This window comes from Saccharomonospora sp. (genome assembly GCF_027317685.1).
In the GTDB taxonomy this organism is placed as follows: domain Bacteria; phylum Actinomycetota; class Actinomycetes; order Mycobacteriales; family Pseudonocardiaceae; genus Saccharomonospora.
The window spans coordinates 1-16,642 of the sequence record NZ_DAHVQP010000056.1 but is presented as its reverse complement, the minus strand read 5'-3'; the positions used below and the strand labels follow the sequence as shown (position 1 = coordinate 16,642).

Sequence of the window (16,642 nt, the reverse complement as noted above, 5' to 3'; positions counted from 1 at the left end):
CAGGAATGTCCCAAGGCGGCGGTGCAGGGAGCTCGTCAGCCTCTGGCATGGGAATGATGGGCGGCATGGGCGCTATGGGCGGCGGCGCCGGAGGGGGCCAAGGCGGCGACCAGGAACGGACCTCCAGCGCTTACCGCGTCGAAGGCAACATCTTCGAGACTTTCTCGAACACTGTTCGCATCAGTGGAACTATCGGCGACAACACCGCGGATGTGCCCGTGCGGTTCACGCGCTGAGCGCGGCTTGGGAAGGCAAATAAAGGATGGCGTCGAACGCTTATCAGGCACTTGTTGAACGGCTGGCGCAGGCTCGAGCACGGGCACGGCAGCGCTCGGTTGAGTTCGCTGAGCAGTCGCGCCAGCGCTCAGAGGAAATCGCTCAGCACAATCGCGAGCGTGAGGAAGCTACTGAACAACGCATTCGGGAAATACGGCAGAGGAAGGAGGAACAGCAGAAAGCAGCAGACGACCCCAACGCCAAGAACCAGTGGCTTCAGCGGCGTGAAGCGGAGGACTCCACCTTTCAATTCGGGGAAGCCGAGGAGACCGAGCCTGAACCCAAGCCTCAGCCTGCGGCGGTTCCGGCTCCTCCTGCGGAGCCGCCTCAACGGGAGCAGGTCTCAACCCAGCCGCAGAGCAAGGAACGCCCCGCCGACGACTTCGACGACGAGGACTTCTCCAACAACAGTTGGTTGGACTAGGCGTTCGTCAGGGCCGCCCGGTTGTCGTATTCGATGCGGGCGGCCCTGAAGTCGGTGTCGAGCAGTTTCCGATAGGTGTCGTCACCGGCCAGCGTGGTGAGGAAGAACGCCGTGAACAGGGCACGCACCCGGCGTTGCGCGGTGTACTGGGGTTTACCTTGCAACAACAGTTGGCTCCAGTGGGTGCCTTCGGTGACACCGAGGTGGGTCATCTTCGAGATCATCCGCAGTTGCGCGGGCCCGGCCCACTCTTTGCTGATCGCTTCCGCGTTCCCGGCGGCGGGGGCGAGGAGATCTTCCTCCCCGGCCAGGTGGAGACCCGCGGCCGTGACACTACGGGCGGCCGTCGTGGCCGGTGGCATGGTCTGGGCCGCTGCGACGGTAGCCACGGCCTTGACCTGCCGTGCGTTGTCCGTGTCGTTGGAGGCCGCGGCGAGAACTGCTGCGCCACCACCCACCGAGTGCCCGGCGAGGCCCAGTTTCGTCGGGTCCACGCTGATGCCGTCGGGACCCAGGCGCAACGTCGTGACCAGGTCGAGAGTGGAACGCAGGTCCGCGGCGAACAACCGATGCGAAGGCAACGGCCCCCTGTGCGTGGCGGGCGCGGCGGCGACGATGCCCCAACTGGCCAGATGCCTGAGCAGGCCGTGATACCGACCCGGTGGTTGAAGCCAACCGTGCCCGAAAGCGACGGCGGGAAGATTGAGCCCGGCTCGTGGAGTGAACACGACCCCGGGAAGACCGACGAGTGCGAGATCACCACGCAGAACATCGTGCGGACCTGGGCGGGAAAGCTGCTCGAGTAACCGCTTCGCCGTGCTCGCCATGGCAGGAGACTAGCCGACCCCACCACGATAGGCAGCGGCGCCCGAATCACGTTCCGCTGTCAAACCGTGTTTCGGTGACAACATTTAGCCCGCTGAACGCGGTCAGCGTGCCCCCGGCGACCACGTTTAGCGGGCTAAACGCGGTTCGTGGCCCAGGATGCGGCTCACCTTCGTGCCGTTACGCTGAAAGGCGTGTGCGGAATCGTGGGATACGTCGGGCATCGGCAGACACTCGACGTGGTACTCGGCGGGCTTCGCCGAATGGAGTACCGCGGCTACGACTCAGCGGGAGTCGCGGTGCTCACGGACGACAAAGAGCTGCTCGTCGAGCGCAAAGCAGGCCGCATCGCCAACCTCGAAGCCGCCCTCGACGCCGCAGGGCGCGAGACGTTCGCCGGCACTGCGGGCATGGGCCACACCCGCTGGGCCACGCACGGCGCCCCGGTGGACCGCAACTCCCACCCCCACCGCGATTCCACGGGTCGGGTCGCGGTGGTGCACAACGGCATCATCGAGAACTTCGCCGCGCTGCGCGCCGAACTGGAGGACTCCGGCATCGAGCTGAGCAGCGACACCGACACCGAGGTCACCGCACACCTCATCGCCCGCGCGTACGACCACGGCGACACGGCCGGTGACCTTCCGGCCAGTGTGCGCGCGGTGTGCCGCAGGTTGGAGGGCGCGTTCACGCTGGTCGTCACCCACGCTGATCAGCCCGGCCTCGTCGTGGCGGCGCGCCGGTCGTCCCCGCTCGTGGTGGGGGTGGGCGAGGACGAGACCTTCGTCGCCTCCGACGTCGCCGCATTCATCGAACACACCCGCGAGGCCGTGGAACTCGGCCAGGACCAGCTTGTGGTGATCAGCCGTGACGGGTACGAGATCACCGACTTCCACGGCACGCCGGCGGACGGCAAGCCCTTCACCGTCGACTGGGACCTGTCGGCCGCGGAGAAGGGCGGCCACGAGTACTTCATGCTCAAAGAGATCGAGGAACAGCCCGAGGCATTGGCCAACACGTTGCGCGGGCACTTCGAGTCTGGGCGCATCGTGCTCGATGAGCAACGCATGTCCGATCAGGACCTGCGCGACGTCGACAAGGTGTTCGTCGTGGCCTGCGGTTCCGCCTATCATTCCGGGCTGGTCGCGAAGTACGCCATCGAACACTGGTGCCGCCTGCCAGTCGAGGTGGAGCTGGCCAGCGAGTTCCGTTATCGCGATCCCGTGCTCGACCGGGCCACGCTGGTGGTCGCCGTGTCCCAGTCGGGTGAGACCGCCGACACGTTGGAGGCCGTGCGGCACGCCAGGGAACAGAAGGCCAGGGTGCTCGCGGTGTGCAACACCAATGGCGCGCAGATTCCCCGCGAGTCGGACGCCGTGCTGTACACCCACGCCGGGCCGGAGATCGGTGTCGCCTCCACGAAGGCGTTTCTGGCCCAGGTGACGGCGAACTACCTCGTGGGGCTCGCGCTCGCTCAGGCGCGTGGCACGAAGTACCCGGACGAGGTGGCGCGCGAGTTCGCCGAGCTGGAGGCCATGCCGTCGGCCGTCGCGGAAGTGTTGACCACAGTGGACCAGGTTCGTGACCTGGGCAGGCGGATGGCCGATTCGCGTGCGGTGCTGTTCCTCGGCCGCCACGTCGGGTTCCCTGTGGCGTTGGAGGGCGCGCTGAAACTGAAGGAACTCGCCTACATGCACGCCGAGGGTTTCGCGGCGGGCGAGTTGAAACACGGGCCGATCGCGTTGATCGAGGAAGGGCTTCCCGTGGTGGTGGTCATGCCGTCACCCAAGGGACGCGCCGTGCTGCACTCCAAGATGGTGTCCAACATCAGCGAGATCCAGGCGCGTGGTGCCCGCACCATCGTGATCGCCGAAGAGGGCGACGATCGGGTGCGACCGTTCGCGGACGAGCTCGTCGAAGTGCCGGCCGTGCCGACGTTGCTGCAACCGTTGGTGTCCACGGTGCCGTTGCAGGTGCTGGCCGCCGAGATCGCCCGCACCCGTGGTTACGACGTCGACAAGCCACGAAACCTCGCCAAGTCGGTGACGGTGGAGTAGCGGCACCGTGCGTGGCGTCTGGACCACCGAGCAGGTGCGCGCGGCCGAGGACCGGTTGTTGGCCGTCACGCCCGAGGGAGTGCTGATGCGGCGTGCGGCGTACGGGGTGTCCGTGCGCGCCGCCGAACTCCTGGCCGAACACACCGGCCGGGTCGCGGGCACCCGTGTGGTGCTCGTCGTGGGCGCGGGTAACAACGGGGGAGACGCCCTGTGGGCGGGACATTTCCTGCGTCGTCGTGGGGTCGCGGTGGCGGCGGTGCTGTTGAGACCGGAGAAGGCGCATCCTGCGGGACTCGCGGCACTGCGGCGTGCAGGTGGACGTGTGTATGTGCCCGAGACCGCCGCCGAGGTCCTCGACAGTGCCGATTTGGTGATCGACGGAGTGGTCGGCATCTCCGCGCGGGGACCGTTGCGTCCCGACGCCGCGGCGCTGTTCGACCGTGTGGCAGCACCCGTGCTCGCCGTGGACCTGCCGAGCGGGGTGGACCCCGACACCGGTGCGGTGGACGGGCCCGCCGTACGGGCGACGTGCACGGTGACATTCGGTGCCCACAAGCCGGTGCACGTGTTGAACCCGCGGCATTGCGGTGACATCACGCTCGTGGACATCGGCCTGGGCGGCGAGCTGGGAGAACCGGACCTGCTGCAACTCGACGCCTCCGACATCGCCGCCGCGTGGCCGCTGCCGAAGCCGGAGGACAACAAGTACACGCAGGGCGTGACGGGGGTGGCCGCCGGATCGTCGACGTATCCCGGCGCGGCTGTGCTGACCGCCGCGGCCGCCGTGCGTGCGACCGCGGGCATGGTCCGGTACGCCGGGCCCGTCGCGGATGTCGTCCGGTCGCACTGGCCCGAGGTCGTGGCCACCGGTTCGATCTTCGACGCGGGTCGGGTGCAGGCGTGGGTGGTCGGCCCCGGTATCGGCACCGGGAGGCAGGGCGAGGACGTGCTCGCACACGCGCTGGGCCAGGGCGTTCCCGTGTGCGCGGACGCGGACGCGATCACGATCATCGCGAACCGGCCGGACGTGCTCGATGCCCGTGACCCGGACACGCCGCTGGTGCTCACCCCGCACGACGGGGAGTTCGAACGGCTCACGGGTTCGCCGCCCGGCGCCGACAGGGTCGCCGCGGCGCGCGAGGCGGCACGCCGTTTTCGTGCGGTTGTACTGCTCAAGGGGCACTGCACGGTGATCGCTGACCCGGATGGCCGAGTGCTGGTGAACCGGCCGAGGGGCTCGTGGCTGGCCACGGCCGGTTCCGGTGACGTGCTTTCGGGGGTGATCGGGGCGTTGTTGGCGTCAGGTCTCGACCCGTGGCTGGCCGCGGGTGTCGCTGCCGAGGTGCACGCGCGGGCGGGGGAGATCGCGGCGGGTGGGGTGCCGACGTCGGCCTCCGGTGTGTTGGCTGCGATTCCGGACGCGATCAGGCGAGCACGATCTTTGACGGAATGACCGGTGGGAGCACGGTCGCCGTTCGGCGACCAGGCGTCGCGTAAAACACCGGCCACACCCACCCATGGGGGCCAGGGGACCGCGTTTAGCCCGCTAAACGCGGCCGGGGGAGCACAGTTAGCGGGCTAAACGCGGTTCGGGGAGCCTGTCGGCGACCGAAAGTCGTTTCGGACGTGGACGTGGGCAGGTCGGAGCGACCAAGCTTTCGGGCATGACCGACAACGAGGTGCTGGTGGCTGGGGTCGACTCGTCCACGCAGTCGACCAAAGTGATGGTGTGCGACGCTCGAACGGGTGCCGTGGTGCGCAGCGGGAGAGCCGAGCATCCGGACGCCACCGAGGTGGATCCCGCGGAGTGGTGGACGGCGTTCACATCGGCTACGGACGGCTTGCTGGACGGTGTGTCCGCCATCGGCGTGGCGGGGCAGCAACACGGCATGGTCACCGTGGGCGAGGACGGCGACGTCGTTCGCCCGGCGCTGTTGTGGAACGACACGCGTTCCGCCCAGGCCGCCACCGATCTTGTGGACGAACTCGGAGGGCCGCGGGCGTGGGCGGAGGCGGTCGGCTCGGTGCCGGTCGCCAGTTTCACGGTCACCAAACTGCGGTGGCTTGCCGAGCACGAGCCCGACAAGGCCGACAGGGTCGCGAAAGTCATGTTGCCGCACGATTGGCTGACTTGGCGCCTCGTCGGCGGCGATCCGGTCACCGACCGTGGTGATGCCTCGGGGACCGGATACTTTTCGCCCGCGGAACGTGCCTATCGCAGGGATATCCTCACCCATGCGTTCGGTGGTCGTGCCCCTGAGTTACCGTGGGTGTTGGAGCCTGTGGAACCGGCCGGCCACGCTTTCGACGGCACACTGGTGTCCGCCGGAACCGGTGACAACATGGCCGCTGCGCTCGCGTTGGGCGCCGGGGACGGCGATGTCGTCGTCTCGCTGGGTACGAGCGGCACCGTGTTCGGCGTGAGCGAGACTCCGGCCGCCGATCCTACAGGCGCCGTCGCGGGTTTCGCCGATGCCACCGGGCGGTTCCTCCCGCTGGCCTGCACTCTGAACGCCGCCAGGGTGCTCACCGCTACCGCCCACCTACTCGACGTCGACCTTCAGGAGTTCGATCGGCTCGCGCTCGGCGCCGATCCGGGCGCCGATGGGCTGACGTTGTTGCCGTACCTCGATGGGGAACGCACTCCCAATCTGCCCGACGCGGCTGGGTCGCTGTTCGGGATGCGCCGGACGAACATGACTCCCGAGAACCTCGCACGAGCCGCGGTGGAGGGAATGCTGTGTGGGCTCGCGGCGGGGCTCGACGCGGTGCGGGAACACGGCATCTCCGTGCGCCGCGTACTCCTCATCGGGGGTGCCGCGCAGTCCGAGAGTGTGCGCGCGGTGGCACCGATCGTGTTCGGTGTCCCGGTTGTGATCCCGCAGCCGAGTGAGCACGTGGCCATCGGGGCCGCACGTCAGGCCGCGTGGGCGCTCGCGGGCACAGCGGAGCCACCGGAGTGGGAGACGGGTATCGCGGTGCGCCTGCCCGAGCCCACGGGCGATGCGGTCGAAGAAGGGGAACGTGTCCGGCAACGGCATGTCGAGGCCCGTCGGCGCGCGCACAACGTCTGACCAGCCGATAGGTACATTGTCGAGGTGGCCGGGCGCTGCTGAGGTGTCCCGGTGCCGACCAGGGAGGCGCGTGATCATGTCCTGTGGTGTGGCCGGGTGAGCGGAATGTCGTTGCCTCGTGCCGAAGTCGTGGTGGATTTGGATGCCGTTCGCCACAATGTGCGGTTGCTCGCCTCCCGGGCCGCTGTGTCCGGGGCGCAGACGATGGCCGTGGTGAAGGCCGACGGCTATGGCCACGGTGCCGTACCGGTCGCGCGTGCCGCGGTCGAGGCGGGTGCCACGTGGCTCGGAGTGACCTCGCTGGACGAGGCTCTCGCCCTGCGCGAGGCCGGGTTCACGACGCGGCTGCTGAGTTGGCTCGACACACCCGACGTGGATTTCGCGCCCGCTGTGGAACGGGACGTCGATGTCTCGGTCAGCTCCATCGGTGAACTGGCACGGGTGGTCGACGCGGCCGGGAGAGCGGGCCGTCGCGCCAGAGTGCACCTGAAGATCGACACCGGTCTGTCCCGCAACGGCTGTCCCGCCGAACTGTGGCCGGACCTGGTGAAGGCCGCGGCGGCGGAGGACGACGTCGAGGTCGTGGGCATGTGGTCGCACCTGGCCTGCGCCGACGAACTCGGCCACCCGTCCATCGACGCTCAAGCCGAGCGGTTCGCCACCGCCCACGCGATAGCGAGGGAGGCGGGGTTGTCGCCTCTGCGGCACCTGGCCAACTCCGCGGCCACTCTGACTCGTCCCGACCTACATTTCGATCTTGTGCGGCCCGGTATCGCCGTCTACGGCCTCAATCCCGTGCCGCGGTCGGAGGACCTGCGGCCCGCGATGACGTTCCGGTCGAGTGTCGTGCTGACCAAGCGCGTCCGGGCCGGTGAGTCCGTGTCGTATGGGCAGACGTGGACGGCGAGCACCGACACCACGTTGGCGCTCGTGCCCGTGGGCTACGCCGACGGGGTTCCGCGCACGCTGTCGGGCCGGCTGAGTGTGTGGTTGGACGGTGAGCGACGACCCGTGGTCGGCCGAGTGTGCATGGACCAGCTCGTCGTCGACTGCGGTGACCACGAACCCCGGCTCGGCGCCGAGGTCGTGTTGTTCGGCACGGGTGAGGGCGGGATGCCGACGGCCACCGAGTGGGCCGACAAGATCGGCACCATCGACTACGAGATCGTCACCGGCATGTACCGGCCGCGTGTCCGTCGACGCTATGTCGGAGTGGAGCAGGACCGTTCGTGATGTCCCGCGCCGGGGAGGACTCCACGATCGACGGGCCGTTCGTCGGTTCCCGCACCGAACGCACGTCCACCGTCGCCGCCGATGACGGCACGCCCCTGGCGGTGGAGGAGATCGAACCCGGCGACGGGGGCGTGGCCGAAGTCACCGTGGTGGGAGTTCACGGCTTCGCGCTGTCGCGGCGCAGCTGGTTCGTCCAGCGACAGGGCTTCGCCGAGCTGACACGACCACGGATCAGGCAGGTTTACTACGACCACCGCGGGCACGGCCAGTCGGCGGCGTCGGACGCCGCGCGCAGCACCATCGAACAACTCGCAGGGGACCTGCATGCCGTGTTGCGGGCCGTCGCACCGGATGGCCCCGTGGTGTTGTTGGGGCACTCCATGGGCGGGATGGTGATCATGGAGTTGGCGCAGGCCTGCCCGGAGCTGTTCATCGACCGGGTCCAGGGAGTCGCGCTGATCGCCACGGCCGCGGGTGAGGTCGGTGCTCACGGGCTGCCTCGCTCACTGCTGTCGAAGTACAACCCGCTCACCTGGGGTGTGGGGGAACTGGCCGAGTGGCAGCCGGGGTTCGTGGAGTTCGTGCGCGCGGCGGGCGGGCAGCTGACGAGGGCCGCGGTGCGACGGCTGGCCTTCGGTAACCGTGACGTCGACTCGCGACTGGTCGACTTCATGATCGACATGCTGGGGGACACGCAGGTGCGGCAGTTGGCGCACTTCGTCGACACGCTCGGCAGCCACAACCGGTACGCGGCGTTGGCCGGGCTGAAACACACCGAGGTGGTGGTGATCGGTGGGGACGCGGACAGGATGACACCGTTCGTGCACGCCGAACGCATGGCCGCGGAACTGCCGGGCGCGCGGCTCGTGCGCGTCGAGGGGGCGGGACACATGGTGCATCTGGAGGAACCCACGGTGGTGAACCGACATCTCGCCGACCTGGTGAGACGGTGCGGTGGGGGCGACGGCGAAGCGATACGGAGGAACGCGTGGAGCAGGTGAGTGCCGAGCTACCGACCCCGGAGGACGCCATGGACTTCGGGCGCGCGTTGGGCCGACTGCTCGGGCCGGGTGACCTGGTGTTGCTGTCCGGGCCGCTCGGAGCGGGGAAGACGACCATGACGAGGGGCATCGCCGAGGGCATGGGGGTGTCCGGTCGGGTCAGTTCGCCGACGTTCGTGCTGGCGCGGGTGCACTCCGCGGGTGAGTCGGGAGTGCCGTTGGTGCACGTCGACGCCTACCGGTTGGGTGGCGACCTGGACCAGTTGGAAGACCTCGACCTCGATACGGAACTCGATCGGGCCGCGCTCGTGGTCGAGTGGGGCGAGGGCATGGCGGAGCGGTTGTCGGAGGACTACCTCGTCGTCCGCCTCGACCGTCGTTCCGACGACGTCCGCGTGGTCATCCTGGAACCCCACGGCGCGTGGGTCTCCCGGCTCGCCGAAGCACGTTTAGCGGGCTAATCGCGGTTCCCGGGCCCCTGGTCGACAACGTTTAGCGGGCTAAACGTCGTCAGCCGTGCTCGGTGGGGAGCGCGATGAGCGCGAGGCCGCACTCGTCGTCAGGGGCTTTCGGGTGGAATTTCCGTGGCGGATCGGGTGAGGCGTTCCATACGCTGTCGTTTTCATCCGTGACGGAAAGGGATGCCAGTTGTCTCCTGAGCCCACGGTCGTCCATCCGTTGCCGGGCCACGATCGCGTGGTGTTCCTCAAACCGCTGGTGAGCTCACCCAAGATCGTGGTCGGGGAGTACACTTACTACGACGATCCGGAGCACGCGACCGAGTTCGAGAACCGCAACGTGCTCTACGCCTACGGTCCCGAACGACTCGTCATCGGCAAGTACTGTGCTCTCGCCTCGGGGACGATGTTCCTCATGGCCGGCGCGGAGCATCCGACGATGGGGGTGTCCACGTTCCCGTTCACGATGTTCGGTGGGGAGTGGGCGGAACGGACGATGGACATCATCACCTCGATGCCGAGCCGGGGCGACACCGTCGTCGGCAACGACGTGTGGTTCGGCTATCGGGCCACCGTGCTGCCCGGTGTGCGGATCGGGGACGGCGCCATCATCGCGGCCGGTGCCGTGGTGACGGTCGATGTCCCGCCTTACACGATCGTCGGCGGTAATCCCGCCAGGCCGATTCGGACGCGTTTCGACGCCGCCGACGTGGAGCGCCTACTCCGGGCCGCGTGGTGGGACTGGCCGGTCGAGCTCGTCACCGAGCACGCTCGCACGATCATGAGCGGCACACCGGCCGACATCGCCCGCATCGCGGCGGACCATGGATTGGAGAAGACCCCGTGACGGGGTGGTCATCACCGGGCGCCCCTTTTCCAGGGGAAGTCGGTGACCACGTTTAGCGGGCTAATCGCGGTTCCCGGACCCCCGGTCGACAACGTTTAGCGGGCTAAATGCGGTTGGGCGGGCAGCCGGGCCACTCGACGTCGGCTGGTCGTAGGCTCGAAGAGTGCTTGTACTCGCCATCGACACCGCCACGCCAGCGGTCACGGCCGGTGTTGTCGACATGGAGCGGCAGTCGGTCACCGTGCTCGCCGCGCGGGTCACCCAGGACGCCCGTGCCCACGGTGAGTTGCTCACGCCGCACATACTCGACGCCGTCGGCCGTGCGGGTGTGACGTTGCGGGATGTCGCTGCCGTGGTGTGCGGCGTCGGCCCCGGCCCGTTCACGGGGTTGCGTGCGGGCATCGTCACCGCCGCGGCCCTGGCGCACAGTCTCGACGTTCCCGCCTACCCGGTGTGCAGTCTCGACGCCATCGCGGCCGACGCGGTCACCGAAGCCGATTCCCCCGGCCCGTTCCTCGTCGTCACCGATGCCCGGCGGCGGGAGGTGTACTGGGCGTCCTACGACGCTGCGGGGCGTCGCACGCACGGTCCCGACGTCGCCAAGCCCGCGGATCTCGATTCGACGGTGCGGCACGTCGCTCATGCCCACCCGAGCCCCGGCGGATTGGTGCGGGTGGCTGCGTCCGCGGTGCTGGACGGTGAGACTCCCAGTCCGTTGACGCCGCTTTATCTGCGCAGGCCCGATGCCGCGGTGCCGGGAGAGCGGAAGCGGGTGACGACGCCGTGAGGCTCGAACCGTTGCGCCGTGGCCATATCGATGCCTGCGTGCAGATCGAGCGGATGCTGTTCTCCGGTGACGGCCCGTGGAGTGCGGGGGCTTTTCGTGCCGAGCTCGATGCGGGTGGCTACTACCTCGCCGCGTTGGACGAGCAGGACCGGCTCATGGGTTACGCGGGTTTGGCTGTGATGGGCAGGCCGGGTGATTGGGAGACGTCCGTGCACACGATCGCCGTCCACCCGGACTACCAGGGGCGGGGGATCGGTACCGCGTTGTTGCGTGCCCTGTTGGCGCGCGCGGACGAGTTGGGGGCACCGGTGGTGTTGGAGGTCCGTACCGACAACGACACCGCCATCTCGTTGTACGAGAGGCACGGGTTCGAGCAGGTCGGGTTGCGTAGGCGTTACTACCAGCCTTCGGGTGCGGACGCGTACACGATGGCGCGGCCCGCGCGTCGCACTCAGGAGGTCGCAGGCTGATGTCGTCGATCGTCATGGGCATCGAGAGTTCGTGCGACGAGACGGGTGTCGGGCTCGTGCGGCTGCACGACGACGGTGGTGTCGAGCTGCTCGCCGACGAGGTCGCCAGCAGTGTGGAGGAGCACGCGCGGTTCGGGGGCGTGGTGCCGGAGGTCGCCAGTCGCGCTCATCTTGAGGCGATGGTGCCCACGGTGCGTCGGGCGTTCGACACGGCGGGGTTGCGGATGGCGGATGTGGACGCCATCGCGGTCACGGCGGGTCCGGGGTTGGCGGGGGCGTTGTTGGTGGGTGTGTCGGCCGCGAAGGCCTACGCCGCCGCGCTCGATGTGCCGCTGTACGGGGTGAACCACCTTGCCGGGCACATCGCTGTGGACACTTTGCAGCACGGACCGTTGCCCACGTCTTCGCTCGCGTTGCTCGTCTCGGGTGGTCACACGCAGCTGCTTCGGATCGACGACATCGCAAGCAAGATCACCGAGGTCGGTGCCACAGTGGATGACGCGGCCGGAGAGGCGTACGACAAGGTGGCGCGCGTGCTGGGGCTGCCGTATCCGGGTGGTCCGCCCATCGACCGGGCGGCGCGTGAGGGAGATCCGAACGCCATCGCGTTTCCGCGCGGCATGACCGGTCCGCGGGACGCGCCGTTCGATTTCTCGTTCTCGGGTTTGAAGACGGCGGTGGCCCGGTGGGTCGAGGGCGCGCAGGCGCGGGGCGAGGATGTCCCGGTGGCGGATGTGGCCGCGTCGTTCCAGGAGGCTGTCGCCGACGTGTTGACGGCCAAGGCGGTGCGGGCGGCCACTGAGGCCGGTATCGGCACGCTCGTCATCTCCGGTGGGGTGGCGGCGAACTCGCGGCTGGCGGGTCTGGCCGCGCAGCGTTGCGCGGACGCGGGCATCGAGCTGCGGGTGCCGCGGCCCCGGTTGTGCACGGACAACGGCGCGATGATCGCCGCGTTGGGAGCTCATCTCGTCGCGGCGGGGTGCCCGCCGAGTCCGCTCGACCTGTCGGCGGACCCGTCGTTGCCGGTCAGCACCGTCTGTCTGTGAGGCGGACGTTCTCGGCGGTGAGTTCCGCGGTCAACGCGGCCGTGATGAGGGGGCCGAGCAGGTTGGACGTGCCGCGTCGGGGAAGCGCCGCGATGCGGGGGCCTGTTGCGCCAAGGTGTCCAGGTTTCCCGCGGCGATGCGGTGGGCGATGTGCAGCGCGGCGAGCTGATGGGTGTCCAGGGCGCTGTGTCCGGTGTCGGGTAGTTCGACGAGGACCGCGTTGGGTAGTAGTGACGCTGTTCGTTCGGCGATCGGCCGCGGTGTCCGTAGGTCTCGTTCGCCGGAGACGACGGCGGTCGGCCACGTGAAGTGGGGCAGGTGAGCGGGCAGGTCCACGGCGTCCCCGGTGAATGCGGGTGCGTGGGCTGCTGTGTCGGCGAATCCGGCTCGCGGGTCGAGGGGGAGTCCGTCGGGGCCGGCGCCGAAGCCGAGAGTGCCGTGTGCGATGCCCGCGACCAGGTCGGTCTCTAGGACCATCGGGATGTTGTCGTTCGTCATCTCCTTGGCGCCGAGGGAATTGATCCACCGCCAGGTGCGGCGCGCTTTTCCGCGGAGCCGTGCCGCGAGCAGTCGTTCGAGGGTGGTGGGGCCCGCGAATTCGTACACGACCGAAACGACGTGCCCTACTTCGTTCATCGGCAGAGTCGCGGAGTCGATCAGTTCGCGTACGAGGGTGGCGGGCCGGTCGTCGCCCTGCCAGAGGAGTCGCCGTCGGTAGGCGCGCACGGTGTCCACGTCGGTAGCCGAGAGAACGGGGGAGTCGAGCACCATGCCGGCGACTCGGTCGGGATGTCGTACGCCGAACGTCTGTGCCAGATAACTGCCGTAGGACGCCCGTACACCACCGCGCGCTCGACGCTGATGTCGTCCAGCACGGCGGCCAGGTCGTCGGCCGCGGCTTCCACCGTGACCTGTTCGACGGGGAGGTCGGTACCGGTCGTGTCGTGGCGGGACAGCCCCACACCGCGGTGCTCCATCATGAGTACGTCGAGACCGCGTTGTGTTGCTCTACGGCGTTGTGCCCGATAGGGCACGATGGACGCGACGCCGGGCCCTCCGGGGAGAAGGACGACGGGAGGGTGGTCACCGGTGGGGTGTGGTCGCACGTAGGCGATCTCCGCGGTGCGGGATTCGTCGAGTGGTCGAAGCGCTCGTCCGCCGCCCGGGGGCCTTGTCTCGCGTTCGGCGAGCGCCCGCATTCGTTGTGTGTCCACGTGCGTGCAAGGTGTGTCCCCGCGGTCGCGTTCCCTCGTTCGATCGGTGCGTCGTGCTTTTCGCCCGGTGCGGTCAGGGAGGTCTCGCGTCGTGGTGTCGATTCCTTGGAGCCCATGTGGTGCGTCGCCCGGGAGTGAGGGGGCTCTCCTGAACGGGTGGTCGGCGTGCGAGTGCCGTGTTCGTACGGTCGCGCTCTTCAGCGCGAGCACACCGTCCATGCCACTGACCAGGTACGAGACGCCGAGCTACCCTGGTTGCGTGGCTAGCACTCAGCTGGCTAGAGTGCTAATTACACGGCACCGCACACGCCCCGGCACCCGCGACGGCGGGGTGGTAGGAGCCGTACCCGATTAGGTACCTGCCAACGCTTTGGAAGACCCGTGGAGGTCACACCGGTGAGCGTGAACATCAAGCCGCTCGAGGACAAGATCGTTGTCCAGACGAGCGAGGCCGAGGAGACGACGGCTTCCGGCCTCGTTATCCCCGACACCGCTAAGGAGAAGCCCCAGGAGGGCAAGGTTCTGGCCGTGGGCCCGGGCCGCGTCGACGACAAGGGCAACCGCATCCCCGTGGATGTGAAGGTGGGCGACGTCGTCATCTACTCCAAGTACGGCGGCACCGAGGTCAAGTACAAAGGTGAGGAGTACTTGATCCTGTCCGCCCGCGACGTGCTGGCCGTCGTCAACTGACGACCGGCGGCGAACGCGATGGACGCCCCGGGCCCCCGCATCTGCCGGGGTGCCGGGGCGTTTTGCGCTTCCTTTCAGAGAGGTTCTGATGCCTAAGCAGATCAACTTCGACGAGGACGCTCGTCGGTCGCTTGAGCGCGGGGTGAACAAGCTCGCCGACGCGGTCAAGGTGACCCTCGGGCCGAGCGGCCGACACGTCGTGCTGGACAAGAAGTTCGGTGGTCCCACGGTCACGCTGGACGGCGTCACCGTGGCGCGCGAGCTCGACCTGGAAGACCCGTTCGAAAACCTCGGCGCTCAGCTGGCCAAGAACGTCGCCACGCAGACCAACGACGTGGCGGGTGACGGCACCACGACGGCCACCGTGTTGGCTCAGGCGTTGGTGCAGGTCGGTTTGCGTAACGTCGCCGCGGGCGCCAACCCCACGGCGCTCGGCCGGGGTATCGAGGCGGCGGCCGACAAGGTCGTCGAACTGCTCAAGTCCCGAGCCACCCCGGTCAAGGGGCGGGACAACATCGCCCAGGTCGGCACCGTCACCTCCCGCGACGCCAACATCGGCGCTCTGCTGGGTGAAGCGGTGGAGAAGGTCGGCGAGGACGGCGTCATCACGGTGGAGGAGTCGTCCACGCTCGCCACCGAGCTCGACATTACTGAGGGTGTGCAGTTCGACAAGGGCTTCATCTCCGCCCACTTCGCCACCGATCCCGAGGAGCAGCGGGCGATCCTGGAGAACGCCTACGTGCTGCTGCACCGGGAGAAGATCTCGGCGCTGGCCGACCTGCTCCCGCTGCTGGAGAAGGTGGCGGAGGAGAAGAAGCCGCTGCTGATCATCGCGGAGGACGTCGAGGGCGAGGCCCTGTCCACCCTGGTGGTCAACTCGCTGCGTAAGACGATCAGCGCCGTGGCCGTTAAGGCGCCGTTCTTCGGCGACCGGCGTAAGGCGTTCATGGACGACCTCGCCGTGGTCACGGGCGCCCAGGTGATCTCCAGCGAGATCGGTCTGAAGCTGTCCGAGGCCGGGCTCGACGTGCTGGGCCAGGCTCGGCGCATCGAGGTCACCAAGGACACCACCACGATCGTGGACGGTGCCGGGACCAAGGAGGACCTCGACGCCCGTATCGCCCAGATCCGCAAGGAGATCGAGACCACCGACTCCGACTGGGACCGCGAGAAGCTCCAGGAGCGGTTGGCCAAGCTCGGCGGTGGTGTCGCGGTGATCCGCGTGGGCGCGGCGACCGAGACCGAGCTGAACGAGCGCAAGCACCGCATCGAGGACGCCGTGGCCTCGACCAAGGCCGCTGTCGAGGAGGGCATCGTGCCCGGCGGTGGTTCGGCGCTGGCGCACATCGCGAAGGAGCTGGACGATCTGGGCTTCACCGGTGACGAGGCCACCGGCGTCAAGATCGTCCGCGAGGCCCTGACGGCTCCGCTGTACTGGATCGCCAGCAACTCGGGCCACGAGGGCGCGGTGCTGGTGTCGAAGGTGCAGGAGCGGAAGTGGGGCGAGGGTCTCAACGCCGCCACGGGTGAGATCACCGACCTGCTCGCGGCCGGCATCATCGACCCGGTGAAGGTCACGCGTTCCGCGGTGGCCAACGCCGCGTCGATCACCAGGCTCGTGTTGACCACTGAGAGCTCGGTGGTCGAGAAGCCGGAGGAGGACGACGAGGCCGGACACGGCCACTCCCACTGATGTCACTGACGTCACTGACGTCACCGACGCACACTGACGTGTCCGCCGACGGTCACGAGCGGTAACGACAGAGAACGGGGCGGCACTCTTGTGGAGTGCCGCCCCGTTTCGTGTGTCACCCGCCTACTCGCCCAGTTCGGTGGGTGACGATCCGCGTCGCGGGTGGGGAAGTCGCGCGACGCCTGATCAGCGCGAGGTCAGCGTGAGTGCACGCTTCTGCGATCGGATGATCGTTTCTCGCTCGGATTCGGAGAGACCGCCCCAGATGCCGTACGGCTCGTGGACGGCCAGCGCGTGCTCGCGGCACATCTCCAGTACCGGGCAGGTGTGGCAGATAGCCTTGGCTCGCGCCTCCCTCCTCGCTCGTGCCGGTCCCCTTTCTCCATCGGGATGGAAAAAGGAACCGCTGTCCATTCCCCGACAAGCCCCCTCCAGTTGCCAGTCCCAAACATCGGCGTTCGGGCCAGGGAGTCTGCGCGTGTCTGCCATTCGTGACCGCCTCCGATATCCGGCACCACGCGGCCGGATTGTGCAGTTGTCGTAGTGC

18 protein-coding genes are annotated in these 16,642 nt (G+C 68.3%); 14 read left to right on the top strand and 4 right to left on the bottom strand.

Annotated features, from left to right (window positions below; translation table 11 throughout):
• Together M7H19_RS06890 and M7H19_RS06885 are read left to right on the top strand one after the other, a co-directional pair.
• Positions 1-236: hypothetical protein (locus M7H19_RS06890; RefSeq protein WP_298178406.1), on the top strand; the 236-nt coding region annotated here is incomplete at its 5' end.
• A 26-nt stretch (positions 237-262) separates the two neighbouring features.
• Positions 263-700 (top strand): hypothetical protein, encoded by a 438-nt coding sequence (locus tag M7H19_RS06885; protein WP_298178404.1) that lies wholly within the window; start codon positions 263-265, stop codon positions 698-700.
• On the opposite strand, the gene M7H19_RS06880 is transcribed toward M7H19_RS06885, so the two are convergent.
• Positions 697-1,527, bottom strand: a complete 831-nt coding sequence (locus M7H19_RS06880) for an alpha/beta hydrolase (RefSeq protein WP_298178401.1) — start codon at positions 1,525-1,527, stop codon at positions 697-699. The genes M7H19_RS06885 and M7H19_RS06880 overlap by 4 nt on opposite strands.
• Before the next feature lie 192 nt (positions 1,528-1,719).
• Between M7H19_RS06880 and glmS the strand changes: the two genes are divergently transcribed.
• The 10 genes from glmS to tsaD all read left to right on the top strand — a co-directional run bounded on the left by glmS (position 1,720) and on the right by tsaD (position 12,498).
• Positions 1,720-3,582: a glutamine--fructose-6-phosphate transaminase (isomerizing) gene (gene glmS / locus M7H19_RS06875; RefSeq protein WP_298178398.1), complete on the top strand. Its 1,863-nt coding sequence runs from the start codon at positions 1,720-1,722 to the stop codon at positions 3,580-3,582.
• Positions 3,583-3,589: 7 nt separating this feature from the next.
• Entirely contained in the window at positions 3,590-5,035 is a 1,446-nt protein-coding gene (locus M7H19_RS06870) for an NAD(P)H-hydrate dehydratase (RefSeq protein WP_298178395.1), read from the top strand.
• Positions 5,036-5,246: 211 nt separating this feature from the next.
• Entirely contained in the window at positions 5,247-6,656 is a 1,410-nt protein-coding gene (gene xylB / locus M7H19_RS06865; protein WP_298178393.1) for a xylulokinase, read from the top strand.
• Between the two features lie 105 nt (positions 6,657-6,761).
• A complete protein-coding gene (gene alr / locus M7H19_RS06860) occupies positions 6,762-7,889 on the top strand; it encodes an alanine racemase (protein WP_298178412.1) in 1,128 nt (375 codons plus the stop codon).
• The gene (locus M7H19_RS06855) at positions 7,889-8,890 is read left to right on the top strand and encodes an alpha/beta hydrolase (protein WP_298178409.1); all 1,002 of its coding nucleotides are present in this window, start codon (positions 7,889-7,891) and stop codon (positions 8,888-8,890) included. The genes alr and M7H19_RS06855 overlap by 1 nt, the downstream gene beginning before the upstream one ends.
• The gene (gene tsaE / locus M7H19_RS06850) at positions 8,878-9,351 is read left to right on the top strand and encodes a tRNA (adenosine(37)-N6)-threonylcarbamoyltransferase complex ATPase subunit type 1 TsaE (protein ID WP_298178391.1); all 474 of its coding nucleotides are present in this window, start codon (positions 8,878-8,880) and stop codon (positions 9,349-9,351) included. Before M7H19_RS06855 ends, tsaE begins: the two co-directional genes overlap by 13 nt.
• Before the next feature lie 187 nt (positions 9,352-9,538).
• Positions 9,539-10,195 (top strand): CatB-related O-acetyltransferase, encoded by a 657-nt coding sequence (locus M7H19_RS06845; RefSeq protein ID WP_298178387.1) that lies wholly within the window; start codon positions 9,539-9,541, stop codon positions 10,193-10,195.
• Positions 10,196-10,358: 163 nt separating this feature from the next.
• Positions 10,359-10,982, top strand: a complete 624-nt coding sequence (tsaB, locus tag M7H19_RS06840; RefSeq protein WP_298178384.1) for a tRNA (adenosine(37)-N6)-threonylcarbamoyltransferase complex dimerization subunit type 1 TsaB — start codon at positions 10,359-10,361, stop codon at positions 10,980-10,982.
• A complete protein-coding gene (gene rimI / locus M7H19_RS06835) occupies positions 10,979-11,452 on the top strand; it encodes a ribosomal protein S18-alanine N-acetyltransferase (RefSeq protein WP_298178381.1) in 474 nt (157 codons plus the stop codon). The genes tsaB and rimI overlap by 4 nt, the downstream gene beginning before the upstream one ends.
• Complete coding sequence (tsaD, locus tag M7H19_RS06830; protein ID WP_298178379.1) at positions 11,452-12,498, top strand: tRNA (adenosine(37)-N6)-threonylcarbamoyltransferase complex transferase subunit TsaD; 1,047 nt, start codon at positions 11,452-11,454, stop codon at positions 12,496-12,498. The genes rimI and tsaD overlap by 1 nt, the downstream gene beginning before the upstream one ends.
• A gap of 30 nt (positions 12,499-12,528) precedes the next feature.
• On the opposite strand, the gene M7H19_RS06825 is transcribed toward tsaD, so the two are convergent.
• Positions 12,529-13,269: a hypothetical protein gene (locus M7H19_RS06825; RefSeq protein WP_363321340.1), complete on the bottom strand. Its 741-nt coding sequence runs from the start codon at positions 13,267-13,269 to the stop codon at positions 12,529-12,531.
• The gene (locus M7H19_RS06820; RefSeq protein WP_298178373.1) at positions 13,155-13,712 is read right to left on the bottom strand and encodes a hypothetical protein; all 558 of its coding nucleotides are present in this window, start codon (positions 13,710-13,712) and stop codon (positions 13,155-13,157) included. Before M7H19_RS06820 ends, M7H19_RS06825 begins: the two co-directional genes overlap by 115 nt.
• A gap of 396 nt (positions 13,713-14,108) precedes the next feature.
• On the opposite strand from M7H19_RS06820, the gene groES reads away from it, so the two are divergent.
• Positions 14,109-14,402, top strand: a complete 294-nt coding sequence (gene groES, locus M7H19_RS06815) for a co-chaperone GroES (protein ID WP_298178370.1) — start codon at positions 14,109-14,111, stop codon at positions 14,400-14,402.
• Between the two features lie 88 nt (positions 14,403-14,490).
• A complete protein-coding gene (gene groL, locus M7H19_RS06810) occupies positions 14,491-16,095 on the top strand; it encodes a chaperonin GroEL (RefSeq protein ID WP_298178367.1) in 1,605 nt (534 codons plus the stop codon).
• Positions 16,096-16,281: 186 nt separating this feature from the next.
• On the opposite strand, the gene M7H19_RS06805 is transcribed toward groL, so the two are convergent.
• On the bottom strand, positions 16,282-16,584 hold the full coding sequence (locus M7H19_RS06805; protein ID WP_298178364.1) for a WhiB family transcriptional regulator: 303 nt from the start codon (positions 16,582-16,584) through the stop codon (positions 16,282-16,284).
• Between the last annotated feature and the right edge of the window lie 58 nt (positions 16,585-16,642).